This is a genomic window from Propioniciclava sp. MC1595, assembly GCF_017569205.1.
GTDB lineage: Bacteria > Actinomycetota > Actinomycetes > Propionibacteriales > Propionibacteriaceae > Propioniciclava.
Genome location: NZ_CP071870.1, coordinates 1,937,069 through 1,950,109, shown reverse-complemented (window position 1 = coordinate 1,950,109; position 13,041 = coordinate 1,937,069). Strand labels below are relative to the sequence as shown.

Here is a 13,041-nt window from a genome sequence, read left to right as displayed (position 1 = left end):
TCTACCATGGGCCGCATGCTGACGCTCACCGATGTCGTGGCCGCCCACAGTGACCTGTCGGCCGAGGACACCCTGTGGCTGGGCGGGCTGGTGGACCAGTGGGACATGCTCGCCGACCTGTCGTTCAGCGACCTGCTCCTGTGGGTGCCCGACGTCGACGACAACGTGTTCTGGGCGGCGGCGCAGTGCCGGCCCACGACCGGCCCGACCGCGCTCGAGGACGACGTGGTCGGCGAGGACGTGGCGTACGACCCTGAGAGCCTCGTGGTCGAGGCCTACCTCTCCCGCGAGATCTGCGGCACCAGCGGCAACAAGCTCCACGCCGGGATCCCGGTCGACGTGCACGCGGTCCCGGTCATCCGGGGCGACAAGGTCATCGCCGTGGTCGAGATGCACACCAACCGCATGGGCGTGCGCGCCCCGGGCGCCCTGGAGGACACCTACCTCGAGACCGCCCAGGTGCTGATGGCCATGCTGCGGGTGGGCCAGTTCCCGATGGTCGGTGACAAGCCCGTCCCGTGGGAGACCCCCCGCGTGGGCGACGGATCCATGCGACTGGACGCCCAGGGCGTGGTCACGTTCGCCAGCCCCAACGCGATGAGCGCGTTCCGGCGCCTGGGCTGGGGAGGCGACCTCCTGGGCGACGACCTGCGCGCCGTCGTCGCCGAGCTGGCCCGCAACCGCCGCGAGCCGGTGGACCAGGTCGCCGCGCCGCTGCTGTGCGCCGCGCGGGTCCGCGAGCAGGAGATCGAGACGCGGCAGGGGTCGATGCGGCTGCGGGTCCAGCCCCTGCTCGTCGAGGGCATCCAGTCCGGCTGGTTCGTCATGGGGCGCGACATCACCGACCTGCGCTCCCGCGAGCGCGAGCTGGTCACCAAGGACGCGACCATCCGTGAGATCCACCACCGGGTGAAGAACAACCTGCAGACGGTGGCGGCGTTGCTCCGCCTCCAGGCCCGCCGGACCACCTCGCCCGAGGCGTCCGGGGCCCTGAGCGACGCGCAGAAGCGGGTCGCCGCCATCGCGGTGGTGCACGAGATCCTGTCCCAGGGCTTCGACGCGTCCGTGCGCTTCGACGAGGTCGCCGACCGGCTCATGACGATGGTGCGCGACGTCGCCACGTCGCGCAGCAAGGTCGCCATGACCCGCCAGGGCAGCTTCGGGCTCATCCCGGCCGAGGTCGCGACCAACCTGTCGCTGGTGTTCACCGAGGTGGTCCAGAACGCGCTGGAGCACGGGCTGGGGGAGGCCCCCGGCGAGGTGGTCGTCCGGGCCGGCCAGCGGGACGGGCAGCTGGTGGTGGAGGTCGAGAACGACGGCACCGCGCTGCCCGACGACTTCTCGGTGGCGGCGTCCGGCTCGCTGGGCCTGTCGATCGTGACGACGCTGGTCGCCGACCTGGACGGCACCTTCGAGATGGCGCCCCGCCCCTCCGGCGGCGGCACCCGGGCCCGGATCGTGGTCCCGCTGTCCTGAGGCGGACGCCTAGGAGCCTGCTGAACAAGGCGGCTATCTGACGGCGGGTTGGACGTGGGTGGCGGGTGGGACGCCGCCGCGGCTGTCGAGCCGCGAGTGTGAGTCAGCGCAGTTGAGTGCGACAGCGGGGTCGTCGCGCTTGTCTGAGGGTCGTGGTGGACCCGTGTGGTTGGTGTTCAAGCTCGTTGCGGGGCTGGTCAGGCGATCGCCCAGCCGGTGTTGCCGAAGCTGAGGCCGAGGTTCAGGAGGCGGCGGAGGTTGATCGCCGCGACTCGTTGGTGGAGCCAGTTGTCGTTCTTCGTGACGCCTCGGTAGGGCACTTTGCGGTTGCCTCGGGCCAGCCACGCGATCGTGCGTTCGACCATGGGCCGGTACCGGCGGTAGGTGGCTTGGAAGCCCTCGCCGGCGGCCCGTTGGGGTGTGCGCGTTGCAGCAGGTCGTGGGGGTGCAGCTGGATGGTGCGGCCTTTCGCGGCGGTCGTGCATCGCTGCCTGAACGGGCAGGCCCGGCAGGCGATGCCGAACACCGCCTTGCGGGTCTTGGTGATGGTCTTCGTTACTCCTGCTGGGCAGGTCAGGGTGCCGGCGGCAGGGTCGTGGGTGAAGTCGTCGATGGTGAACCCGTCCTCGACGGCCGGCCGGATCGGCCAGGGTTTGACCAGCGGCACCCACCTCTTGGCCTCAAGGACGGCGAGCATGTCGCCGGTGGCGTAGGCCGAATCGCCCAGCACCTCGACCGGGCTGTCGATGGTCGGATCAGCCACCACCAGCCTGGCACCGACGGTGGCGTCGCTGTTGTCCGGCCCGGCGGCCTTGGTCAACTCGACCATGGTCGCGAGGCCGGTGTCGGGCTCGATCACCACGTGGGCCTTGAACCCGTCCTGGCGGCGCTCCACGGTCTTGTGCGCATGCCGCGCATCAGGGTCGACCGTTGAGATGACCCGGTCCGGGGCGACCCGGCGGGCGATCCGCCACCGGCCATCCGTGCCGACGGAACCCTCGGCTGGTTCAACATCCTGACCGGCCACCAAGGCGAGCAACGCGACCGCCTCGGCCGGCTTGCCGCCAGCAGCCGTGATCGCTTCGGCGTCCAGGCCGGCGAGCAGGGCGAGCGCGTCGTTGACCAGCGCCGTGACCAGTTCGTCGCGGGCCTGGCGGTCGTCCCACGCGATCCGCGGCTTGCCGGTGCTGTCGTACCCCTGGCCGGTCAGCGCGGCCAGCCGGGTGCAGCGCTGCTCGATTACCTGCTGGGCGCCGGGCACCTCCCGGCCCACCCGGCGCACCTGCGCGATCAGCTGGGTGACCGTGTCCTGCCTTGCCACCGCGTCATCCAGGATCGTCGAGTCCAGGGCACGCCGCGTCCGGCCCTTCACCGCACCCGTGGCGTCAATCACGTCCCGGACCACCTCGAAGATCCGCTGCGGCCGCTCCGACGCTGCCAGCCGAGCCCGCCACACCGTCAACGACGACGCATCAAACGCCTTCTTGTCGACCGGGTAGCCACACGCCGCTTTCCACCGCAGGTCGAACGTGAGCGCTTCGACGGCTTCCCGATCGGACAAACCGTTCAACGCCTGCAGCACGATCACCGAGGCGATCACCTCGCCCGGGATCGATGGCCGGCCCCGCCCCGACGGGAACAGGTCGGCGAACAACGCGTCCGGGAACAGGCGGTGCCGGTGCTCGGCCAAGAACCGGAACACGCTGCCAGCCGGCAACAAATGCCCCGCCAGCGACTCCACGTCCAACACATCCCGCTGCGGACTCGACTCACCCTGCACAACCCAACAATTCCAGCCAGCTGCCGGTCAGTCCCGTGGGCACGCGGACAGATTGTTCAGCAGGCTCCTAGTCGCCGACGCCCATGTGGGCGCGGATCGCCAGGGCCGCCGCGCCCCGGGCCCACTCCGCGTCCCCGACGACCTCGACCACCACGGTGGGGGCCGGGATGTGGTCGGGGCTCATCCGCCCCACCAGGGCGCGCACGCGGTCCTCGCGGCCGGCGAGGAGGGGGGCGCCCTCCCCGGCGACCAGGATGCGTTCGGGGGCGGTGATGGCCGACACCGTGCCGGCGAGTTCGCCCACGGCGTCGGCCACGTCGTCGAGCAGGGCCGCCACCCCGGGGACCTCGGTGCCCAGCGCCACGATGTCGGTGCCCGGTTCCACGGACGCCCCCACGGCCTCGTCGACCGCGGCGAGGAACCGGTCCCGGTTGAGGACCTCCTCGGCCCGGCGTCCGTCGAGGACCTTGAGCGGGCCGACCATGCCGACGGCGCCGGCCCGGCCGCGCACCACCTCGTCGCGGCAGACCAGGCCCAGCCCGACGCCGGCGCCGATGGTCAGCACCGCGAACTCCTGGGTGTCCCGACCGACGCCGAACCAGTGCTCGGCGACGGTGAACGCGTTCACGTCGTTGTCGATGGTGGTCCGCAGCCCGGTCTCCGCCTCGAGGAGGGCGGCGAGGTCCACGGGGGCGGGCCAGCCGAGGAAGGTCGCCCCGCGGACCAGCCCGTCGCGGTCGACCGTCGCGCCCAGGGAGACACCGAGCGCGTCGGGCGCGCGCCGGCCCTCGGTCAGTTCGTCCACGAGCGCGTGGACGGCGCCGGCGACCCGGGCGGGGGAGAGGCGGTCGCCGTCGCAGGAGGCCGTGGCCAGGATCGTGCCGCGCAGGTCGGTGAGGACGGCGTGGAGGCCCTCGTGGGAGACCTTGAGGCCCACGAAGGTGGCGCTCTCGGCAGCGATGTCCAGGGGGAGCGCGGGCCGGCCGGTGGACCGCCCCAGCGGGGCGCCCTCCAGGAGCAGGCCGGCGGACACCATCGGCTTGGTCAGGCGGGTGACGCTCGCGGAGGAGAGGTCGAGCATGCGGCCGAGGCCGGCGCGCGAGATCGGTCCGTGGCGGAGGACGGTCAGGGCGACGCGCAGGCTCGTCGGATCGAGTGACCAGCGTCGGGTCGGCATGCCATCGTCCCCCAGAGTCGGGGCCCGTGCGTCAGGTGCGGACGCGGGCCCGTGCGTTGCGCCGCTTCATCGCGCGGCGTTCGTCCTCGGACAGTCCGCCCCACACCCCGTGGTCCTGTCCTGCGTCGAGAGCCCACTGAAGGCATTCCGTACGCACCTCGCAGCGCGCGCAGACCTTCTTGGCCTCGGCGATCTGCATGATGGCCGGGCCCGTGTTCCCCACGGGGAAGAACAGCTCCGGGTCCTCGGTCAGGCATGCAGCCCGATGGCGCCAGTCCATGCGGCAACCACTCCTCGTAGATGGGACGCTCTCAGGAAAAGTGCCCCGTGGTGGGGTCCGCCGGGCACGCCTGACTACCTTGCCAACTTGTTGAGCCGAAAACAAGGGGCACGGCCGGGAATGGTCAGCCCCGCGCCATCTTTCGGACACCCGGGGGTCACCGAGTGGACGGCGTAGAATCACCCGGTGCCCGAAAACGCTTCCCCGCGCCCGCTCGGCCTGACCGTGGCGGCCGTCACGACGATCCTCTTCGGCCTGTTCTTCCTGGGCATGGCGGGGCTGTCGCTGGCCTCCGGGCACGGCGCGTTCAGCGGTGGTGTCGCCCTCGCGCTGGTGTTGTGGGGCCTGCTGGTGGGCGGCGTCGGCGTCGCCCTGCTGCGGGGCGCGCGCTGGGCCATGGGGCCCGTCGTGGCCGCCGCGCTGCTGCACGTTTTCTCGTTCGCCCAGTTCGCCACCGACGGGTCGGCCCCCCAGGCGCTCATCGGGGCGGTGGCCGCGCTCGCGATCGTCGTCGGGGCGTTGCACCCCATCAGCCGGGCCTGGCTCAACGGGCCGCGCTGAGCTCGATCCCGCCGGCCGCGGCGCGCGTGGTGGACAGCCCCGGGGCGGCGAACCCCCGCTCGGCGTAGGCGGCGCCCAGCGCGTCCGCGAAGGAGTCGAGCGAGCCCACCGGGAGCAGCGCGATCACCGTGCCGCCGAAGCCACCGCCGGTCATGCGTGCGCCCAGCGCGCCGCAGGCCAGGGCCGTCTCGACGGCGAGGTCGACCGTCGGGACCGTGATCTCGTAGTCGTCGCGCATCGAGGCGTGCGAGGCCGTCAGGATCCGGCCGAAGGACGCCCAGTCGCCCGCCTCCAGCGCCGCCACCGCGTCGAGCACCCGGGCGTTCTCGGTGACCACGTGCCGCACCCGACGCACCTGCTCGTCGTCGGTGAGGCGGGCCAGCGCGGCGGGCAGGTCGGCGGGGGTGACGTCTCGCAGGGCCCGGACGCCGAGGGCCTCGGCCGCGCTCGCGCAGGCCCGGCGGCGCTGCGCGTAGTGCCCGTCCGCGAGGACGTGCGGGCTGCGGGTGTCCACGAGGGCGAGCACGAGGTCGTTCGGCAGCGCGAACGGCACCTGCTCGGGGGTCAGCGTGCGGCAGTCCAGGAGCAGGGCGTGGTCGGTGGTGCACCACAGGCTCGCCCGCTGGTCCATGGGGCCGGTGGGGACGCCCATGAAGTCGTTCTCGGCCGCCTGGGCGACCTCGGCCAGCTCGGCGGGGGAGAGCCCCAGCCCGGCGAGGGCGTCCAGGGCCAGCGCGGTCGCGCACTCGATGGCGGCCGAGCTCGAGAGCCCACCGCCCAGGGGGACGGCACTGTCGAGGGCGAGGTCCACGCCGCCGAGGGCGTGCCCGCGCTGCCGCAGGGCCCACAGCACCCCGGCCACGTAGCCCCACCAGGCGCGCGGCCCGGGGGACAGCTCCTCCAGCTCGACGGACTCGCCGAGCTGCGCGGAACTGATGAGCACGCGGCCGTCGTCACGTGGGGTCGCCTCGACGCGGGCGACGTGGCCCAGGGCGATCGGCAGGACGAACCCGTCGTTGTAGTCGGTGTGCTCCCCGACCAGGTTGACCCGGCCGGGGGAGGTCCCGAGGGCGGGTTCAGTCATCGTCCTCGTCGTCCAGCCGCGCCAACCACGTGGCCAGCCGCTCGACCGGCACCTCGAACTCGGGGTTCAGGTCGACGAACGTGCGCAACTGCTCGGCGAGCCAGGCGAGGCTGACCTCATCGGCGCCCCGCCTGGTCTCGAGCTCCTCGATCCCGCGGTCGGTGAAGTACAAGCGGGCTCACATCCCTTCGAAGGCCTGGTCCATGAGCACCTTCTCCTGCGCCTGGTGCACCTTGAGCAGGCCCACCGACGGGGAGGAGGACTCGGGGCGGGCCACCGGGGTCAGCTCGACCTCGCGGCCACCCATCTTCTCGGCGAGCGCCGCCGGGAGGTGGAGGGCCATGAACGGCCACGAGCCCTGGTTGAGCGGCTCGTCCTGCACGAAGCGGATGTCCGTGACGTGTGGGTAGCGGGCCAGCTCGGCGGCCAGGTCGTCGGTCGGGAGCGGGTAGAGCCGCTCGAGCGACACGATGGCCACCTTGCCCTCGAGGCCGCGCTTGGCACGCTGGGCGACGAGCTCCCACCGGATCTTGCCGGAGCAGAGGATGACCGCCTGCACCGCGGACGGGTCGGTGATCGACTCGTCGCCGATGGCCGGACGCCAGCTGCCGTTGGTGAAGTCCTCGGGCGACGAGGCCGCGGCCTTGCTGCGCAGCATCGACTTCGGGGTCATGATCACCAGCGGGCGGTGCCAGTTCACGTAGGTGTGCGTGCGCAGCAGGTGGAAGTGCGACGCCGGCGTCGACGGCTGGCAGACCGCCAGCGCGCCCTCGGAGCACAGCTGCAGCCAGCGCTCGATGCGCGCCGAGCTGTGGTCGGGGCCCTGGCCCTCGTAGCCGTGTGGCAGCAGCAGGGTCACACCGGACTTCTGCGTCCACTTCGCGTCACCCGAGGAGATGAACTCGTCGGCGACCGTCTGGGCGCCGTTGGCGAAGTCGCCGAACTGGCCCTCCCACAGCACGAGCGACTGCGGTGAGGCCACCGAGTAGCCGTACTCGAAGCCCATGACCGCGTACTCGCTCAGCAGGGAGTCGAACACGTGGAACTGGCCCTGGTCGTCGGTCAGGTGCTTGAGCGGGATGTACTCCTCGTTCGTGTTGCGGTCCACGACCGCCGCGAAGCGCTGGGAGAACGTGCCGCGTCGGCTGTCCTGGCCGGTCAGGCGGACCGTGCGGCCCTCCATCAGGAGGGAACCGAAGGCCAACAGTTCGGCGGTCGCCCAGTCGATCGGGCCGTTCATGATCGCCTCGGCGCGGCGCTGCATCTGCGGGAGCACCTTGGGGTGCACCGCGAAGCCCTCGGGGTAGGTCACCTGCGCGTCGGCGATGAGCTGCATCGTCTCGCGGGAGATGGCCGTGCCCTGGTCGCGACCGAGCTTCGCCGGGTAGAACGGCACCTTGCGGTAGGAGTCGTCCTCGCCGTCGGCCTCCTTGACCTCCTTGAAGACGCCCTCCAGGCGGGCGCGGAACCGCTCCATCACGCCCTCGGCGTCCTCGTTGGAGATGTCGCCACGGCCGATGAGGGCCTCGGTGTACAGGCGGCGCACCGAGCGCTTCTGCTCGATGAGGTCGTACATCTTGGGCTGGGTGAAGCTCGGGTCGTCGCCCTCGTTGTGGCCGCGGCGGCGGTACGCGACGAGGTCGATCACGACGTCGCCACCGAAGCGCTGGCGGTACTCGAACGCGAGGCGTCCGACGCGGGCCACGGCCTCGGGGTCGTCCCCGTTGACGTGGAAGATCGGGGCGCTGATCGCCTTCGCGACGTCGGTGCAGTACGTCGAGGAGCGCGACTCGGACGGGGCGGTGGTGAAGCCGACCTGGTTGTTGACCACGATGTGGATCGTGCCGCCGGTCTTGTAGCCGCGGAGCTGGCTCATCTGCAGGGTCTCGTAGACGACACCCTGGCCGGAGAAGGACGCGTCACCGTGCAGCAGGACGGGCAGGACCGCGCCCTTGTCGAGGGTGCCGGCGGCGTCCATCTTCGCGCGGGCGATGCCCTCGACGACCGGGTTGACGGCCTCGAGGTGGGACGGGTTGGCGGCGACCGAGGTCTTCACCGTGTTGCCGGCCAGCGAGGTGAACTCGCCCTCGGCGCCCAGGTGGTACTTCACGTCGCCGGTGCCCATGACCTGCTTGGGGTCGATGGAGCCCTCGAACTCACGGAAGATCTGGCCGTAGCTCTTGCCGACGATGCTGGCCAGGACGTTGAGGCGACCGCGGTGCGGCATGCCGATCGCGACCTCATCGAGCCCGTCGTTGGCCGCCCTGTCGCAGATCTCGTCGAGCAGCACGATGGTCGACTCGGCGCCCTCCAGGGAGAAGCGCTTCTGGCCGACGAACTTGGTCTGCAGGAAGGTCTCGAAGATCTCCGCCTCGTTGAGCTTGTCGAGGATGCGGAGGTGCTCGTCGCGACCCCAGCGGACGATCGGGCTCTCGAAGTAGGACTCGAGCCAGCGCCGCTTCTCGGTGTCGGCGATGTGCATGTACTCGACGCCGACGTGGCCGCAGTAGGCGCCGCGCAGCTGCTCGAGCACCTTCTTCAGCGTCATCGTCTCCTTCTCGTTGCCGCCGAAGATGCCGACCGGGAACTCGCGGTCGAGGTCCCAGATCGACAGGCCGTGGGCCTCGAGCTCGAGCTCGGGGTGGCTGCGCTGGGAGTACTCGAGCGGGTCGATGTCGGCCATCAGGTGGCCCCAGCTGCGGAAGGCGTTGATCAGCTGGATGACGCGGGTGCCCTTGGCCAGCTCGTAGGAGCGGTGGGCCGAGTCGTCGGACGCCCAGCGCAGCGGCAGGTAGGGGACGCGCAGCGAGAGGTAGATCTCGTCGTAGAAGTCGTGCTGGCCGATGATGAGCTCGTGCATGACCTTGAGGAACTCACCCGAGACCGCGCCCTGGATGACGCGGTGGTCGTAGGTGCTGGTCAGGGTCGTGATCTTGCTGACGCCCAGCTCGCGCAGGCGGGTGTCGGAGGCGGCCTGGAACTCCGGCGGGTAGTCGATCGAGCCGACGCCCAGGATGACGCCCTGGCCCATCATGAGGCGCGGGACGGAGTGGCTGGTGCCGATGCCGCCGGGGTTGGTCAGCGACGCGGTCGTGCCGGCGAAGTCGTCGACGGTCAGCTCGTTCTTGCGGGCCTTGCGGACCATCTCCTCGTAGGCGCGCCAGAACTCGCGGAAGTTCATCTTGTCGGCGGCCTTGATGTTGGGGACGATCAGCTGGCGGGTGCCGTCGGGCTTGGGCAGGTCGATCGCCAGGCCGATGTTGACCTGGTGGTTCTGGACCAGGACGGGCTTGCCGTTCTCCTCGTCGTAGGCGACGTTCATGTCCGGCAGCATCGACAGGGCCTTGACCATGGCGTAGCCGAGGATGTGGGTGAAGGAGACCTTGCCGCCCGTGGTGCGGGCCAGGTGCTTGTTGATGACGTCGCGCTGCTCGATGATCAGCTTCATCGGCACGTTGCGCACCGAGGTGGCCACCGGCATCTGAATCGAGAGGTCCATGTTCTTCGCGGTGCGCATCGGCGCGCCGCGCATCACGGTGCGGGTCGGCTCGGCCGACTCCTCGATCTTGCGCGCCGCCGAGGGGCGGTTGGCCGAGAGGCCGCCCGCCGAGCCCGGGTTCTTCGGCCCGGAGACGGACTCTGCCCGCGGCTGCGGGGGCGCGGAGGGGGCCGCCGGCTTCTGGGCCGGGGCCTCGGCCGCCTTGGGAGCGGGGGCCGGGGCCGCCGGAGCCGCGGTCACCGCGGCAGGGGCTGCCGGGGCCGGCGCGGGCGCAGGGGCCTTGGCGGGAGCCGGCGCGGGCGCCGGAGCCGGGGCGGTTGCAGGGGCGGCCTGAGGCGTCGCCTGGCCTGCCCGCTTGTCGAAGAATTCACGCCAGGAAGTGTCCACCGAGTTGGGGTCCTTCTTCCAGGCCTCGAACATCTCCTCGATGAGCCAGTCGTTGGCCCCGAAGTTCGAGAGATCGTCGTTGGAGCTGTTGCCGGGCGCCGTCGCCACAATCGCCTTCTTCCATCAGGTCGCACTGGGCGATCCCGTCGACATCGCCCTCGTGCGATGGTAGCGAGGAAACGGGCCCCGGACTAAATACCCGGGCGGCGTGGTGGACAGACTGCGTCGTGCCATCCCGGGCGGACTGCTGGGAGACTGGGGTCGTGCACCCCGACACCAGTCCTCCCACGCCCCCGGTCGAGTCGCAGGCCGGGGTGCTGGGCCCCGTCGTGGGCGGCCTCGTCGTCCTCGCGATCGTCGGCGGCGTGATCGGGGGCGCGGTGGCGACCCGGTCCGCGGGGCTGGCGTCCCCGGCGCCGTCGGTGGGGGAGGCCTCGCCGGGCCCGCCCGCGCAGCCCACGATGCTGTCCCCGGCCCCCACGACCAGCCCGACCCCGACCCCCACCCCGTCGGCGACGGCGGAGTTGTCCGCCAGCCCGGTCCCGAGCCCGGGCGGGGAGACACCGAGCGCAACCCCGAGCCCGGCCGCGCCCACGGCGTCCGCACGGCCGGTGACCCGGCCCACCAGCCGGGTCGACCCGCAATGGCTGGCGGACGTGGCGGAGCGGACGGGCGTCCCGCGCCGCGCGCTGGAGGCGTACGCCGCCGCGACGCTGACCCTCCAGCGGGAGGACGCCTCGTGCTCGCTGGGGTGGAACACGCTGGCCGCGATCGGGCAGATCGAGTCCCGGCACGGGTCGTTCGGGGGCGCGACCCTCGGCGAGGACGGGGTGGCCTCGCCCAAGATCATCGGGCCGGCGCTGGACGGCAACGGGTACGCCTCGATCCCGGACACCGACGGCGGGGCCCACGACGGCGACACGAAGTGGGACCGCGCGGTGGGGCCCATGCAGTTCATCCCGGGCACGTGGAAGCTGTACGGCGCGGACGGCAACGGCGACGGGGCGAAGGACCCCCACAACATCGACGACGCGTCCCTGGCGGCGGCGCGCTACCTCTGTGCCCGCGGTGGCATGGACTCGGCGGGCGGGTGGCGCAGCGCGGTGATCGGTTACAACCGCTCGGAGCAGTACCTGGCGGACGTGGCCCGCGTGGCCAACACCTACGCGCAGAAGGTGTCCGGCTGATCTGTGGCGCCCCCTGCAGGATTCGAACCTGCGCTCCCGCCTCCGGAGGGCGGTGCTCTATCCCCTGAGCTAAGGGGGCATGGCCCGTGGGCCGCAGGAAACTGTACCACTGCCGCGGTGGCGGTCCGCACGTCGCGGCGGTGGACCGCGCGGGGTCGGCCACGGCGACTCTGGGAAACTGGTCGCCATGACCCACATGCACGTCGCCGGCTCGATCCACGCGGACGCGGTGTCCGCCGCCCCGAACTGGCTCGTGAAGCCCACCGACGCCAATGTGCTCGTCGACGGGCTGTGGAGCGGTACGGTCGCGCGCGCCGACGACGGGGCCATCCGGATCGGCGGCCTGACGGTGCAGGAGATCGTCGAACAGGTCGGCACGCCCGCCTACGTGATCGACGAGGTCGACTTCCGCGGCCGCGCCCTGACGTGGCGGCAGGCGTTCGAGGGCTGGAAGGTCTACTACGCGTCCAAGAGCTTCCTGTGTGGCACGGTGGCGCGCTGGATCGACGACGCCGGGCTCAACCTCGACGTCGCCAGCATGGGGGAGTTGACCGTCGCGCTCCGTGCCGGTTTCGACCCCGCCCGCATTGGCCTGCACGGCAACAACAAGTCGGACGCCCTCCTGCGGCTCGCCCTGACCCGGGGCGTGGGCCGGATCGTGGTGGACTCCCCGGACGAGATCAGCCGGCTGGAGCGGCTGACCGCGGAGCTGGGCGTGACCGCCTCGGTGCAGATCCGCGTCACCACCGGCGTCGAGGCGCACACGCACGAGTACATCGCCACCGCGCACGAGGACCAGAAGTTCGGCTTCTCCATCTCGGGTGGCCAGGCGCTGGTGGCGCTCGTGCGCTGCCACGGCAGCGCCAACCTGGACCTGCGCGGCATCCACTCCCACATCGGCAGCCAGATCTTCGACACGAACGGCTTCGAGGTGGCGGCCCGGCGCACGCTGCGTCTCATGAGCCAGTTCAAGGAGGCCACGGGCGTCACGCTCCCGGAGCTCAACCTGGGCGGCGGCTTCGGCATCGCCTACACGATCGACGACTCCCCGGCGACGGCCCAGGAGCTGGCCCGCGGGCTGGACGACATCATCGAGCACGAGTGCCGGGCGTTCGGCCTGGACAAGCCGGTGCTGTCGGTCGAGCCCGGGCGCTCGATCTCGGGCCCGGCGGGCACCGCGCTGTACACCGTCGGTACCACCAAGAACGTCGAGATCGGCGGGGGGCAGCAGCGCCGCTACGTCTCGGTCGACGGGGGCATGAGCGACAACATCCGCCCGGCCCTCTACGCCGCGGAGTACTCCGCCGTGCTGGCCAGCCGGGTGAGCCCTGCGGCCCCCGTGCTCTCCCGCGTGGTCGGGCTGCACTGCGAGGGCGGCGACATCCTCGTCCGTGACGTGTTCCTGCCCGGCGACACGGGCATCGGCGACGTCCTGGCGGTGCCCGCCTCCGGCGCCTACAGCCGCTCCATGGCGAGCAACTACAACCACACGCCCCGCCCGCCCGTCGTGTCCGTCCGGGACGGTAGGATCACGACGATGATCCGGCGGGAAACCCTGGACGACCTGCTGGCCCTGGACGCCGGCCTCGACGAGACCTTGTGAGGACGAG

The 13,041-nt window shown here is 71.6% G+C and carries 9 protein-coding genes, 1 tRNA gene and 1 pseudogene; 4 read left to right on the top strand and 7 right to left on the bottom strand.

All coding sequences use genetic code 11. From position 1 onward, the window contains the following. Positions 1-15: 15 nt before the first annotated feature. A complete protein-coding gene (locus tag J4N02_RS09255) occupies positions 16-1,476 on the top strand; it encodes a sensor histidine kinase (protein ID WP_188334765.1) in 1,461 nt (486 codons plus the stop codon). Positions 1,477-1,673: 197 nt separating this feature from the next. Here J4N02_RS09255 and J4N02_RS09250 read toward each other — a convergent pair. From J4N02_RS09250 to J4N02_RS09240, 3 genes and pseudogenes are all read right to left on the bottom strand, one after another. Then, positions 1,674-3,256, bottom strand: a pseudogene (locus tag J4N02_RS09250) (IS1182 family transposase). 67 nt (positions 3,257-3,323) lie between these two features. Next, positions 3,324-4,433, bottom strand: a complete 1,110-nt coding sequence (locus J4N02_RS09245; RefSeq protein ID WP_188333891.1) for an ROK family transcriptional regulator — start codon at positions 4,431-4,433, stop codon at positions 3,324-3,326. A 31-nt stretch (positions 4,434-4,464) separates the two neighbouring features. Beyond that, positions 4,465-4,713: a WhiB family transcriptional regulator gene (locus tag J4N02_RS09240; protein ID WP_182815240.1), complete on the bottom strand. Its 249-nt coding sequence runs from the start codon at positions 4,711-4,713 to the stop codon at positions 4,465-4,467. Between the two features lie 186 nt (positions 4,714-4,899). Between J4N02_RS09240 and J4N02_RS09235 the strand changes: the two genes are divergently transcribed. Then, positions 4,900-5,274: a hypothetical protein gene (locus tag J4N02_RS09235; protein ID WP_188333892.1), complete on the top strand. Its 375-nt coding sequence runs from the start codon at positions 4,900-4,902 to the stop codon at positions 5,272-5,274. Here the strand turns inward: J4N02_RS09235 and galK are convergent. The 3 genes from galK to J4N02_RS09220 are packed head-to-tail and all read right to left on the bottom strand — an operon-like array spanning position 5,258 to position 10,355. Continuing rightward, positions 5,258-6,358: a galactokinase gene (galK, locus tag J4N02_RS09230; protein ID WP_188333893.1), complete on the bottom strand. Its 1,101-nt coding sequence runs from the start codon at positions 6,356-6,358 to the stop codon at positions 5,258-5,260. The two genes, J4N02_RS09235 and galK, sit on opposite strands and share 17 nt — an antisense overlap. Beyond that, the gene (locus J4N02_RS09225; RefSeq protein WP_182815234.1) at positions 6,351-6,530 is read right to left on the bottom strand and encodes a DUF6104 family protein; all 180 of its coding nucleotides are present in this window, start codon (positions 6,528-6,530) and stop codon (positions 6,351-6,353) included. The genes galK and J4N02_RS09225 overlap by 8 nt, the downstream gene beginning before the upstream one ends. Positions 6,531-6,536: 6 nt before the next feature. Further along, positions 6,537-10,355: a multifunctional oxoglutarate decarboxylase/oxoglutarate dehydrogenase thiamine pyrophosphate-binding subunit/dihydrolipoyllysine-residue succinyltransferase subunit gene (locus J4N02_RS09220; protein WP_188333967.1), complete on the bottom strand. Its 3,819-nt coding sequence runs from the start codon at positions 10,353-10,355 to the stop codon at positions 6,537-6,539. 152 nt (positions 10,356-10,507) lie between these two features. Between J4N02_RS09220 and J4N02_RS09215 the strand changes: the two genes are divergently transcribed. Next, positions 10,508-11,431 (top strand): lytic transglycosylase domain-containing protein, encoded by a 924-nt coding sequence (locus J4N02_RS09215; protein ID WP_243760765.1) that lies wholly within the window; start codon positions 10,508-10,510, stop codon positions 11,429-11,431. Between the two features lie 4 nt (positions 11,432-11,435). On the opposite strand, the gene J4N02_RS09210 is transcribed toward J4N02_RS09215, so the two are convergent. Continuing rightward, positions 11,436-11,510: transfer RNA gene (locus J4N02_RS09210), tRNA-Arg, on the bottom strand. Between the two features lie 108 nt (positions 11,511-11,618). Between J4N02_RS09210 and lysA the strand changes: the two genes are divergently transcribed. Next, positions 11,619-13,034 carry a diaminopimelate decarboxylase gene (gene lysA, locus J4N02_RS09205; protein WP_188333894.1) on the top strand — a complete coding sequence of 472 codons (1,416 nt, stop codon included), beginning with the start codon at positions 11,619-11,621 and terminating at the stop codon, positions 13,032-13,034. Positions 13,035-13,041: the final 7 nt, after the last annotated feature.

Bases quoted from the DNA above. Each gene is read 5' to 3' on its own strand.
- J4N02_RS09255 (WP_188334765.1), top strand. From the start codon at position 16: ATGCTGACGCTCACCGATGTCGTGGCCGCCCACAGTGACCTGTCGGCC.
- J4N02_RS09245 (WP_188333891.1), bottom strand. From the start codon at position 4,433: ATGCCGACCCGACGCTGGTCACTCGATCCGACGAGCCTGCGCGTCGCC.
- J4N02_RS09240 (WP_182815240.1), bottom strand. From the start codon at position 4,713: ATGGACTGGCGCCATCGGGCTGCATGCCTGACCGAGGACCCGGAGCTG.
- galK (WP_188333893.1), bottom strand. From the start codon at position 6,358: ATGACTGAACCCGCCCTCGGGACCTCCCCCGGCCGGGTCAACCTGGTC.
- lysA (WP_188333894.1), top strand. From the start codon at position 11,619: ATGACCCACATGCACGTCGCCGGCTCGATCCACGCGGACGCGGTGTCC.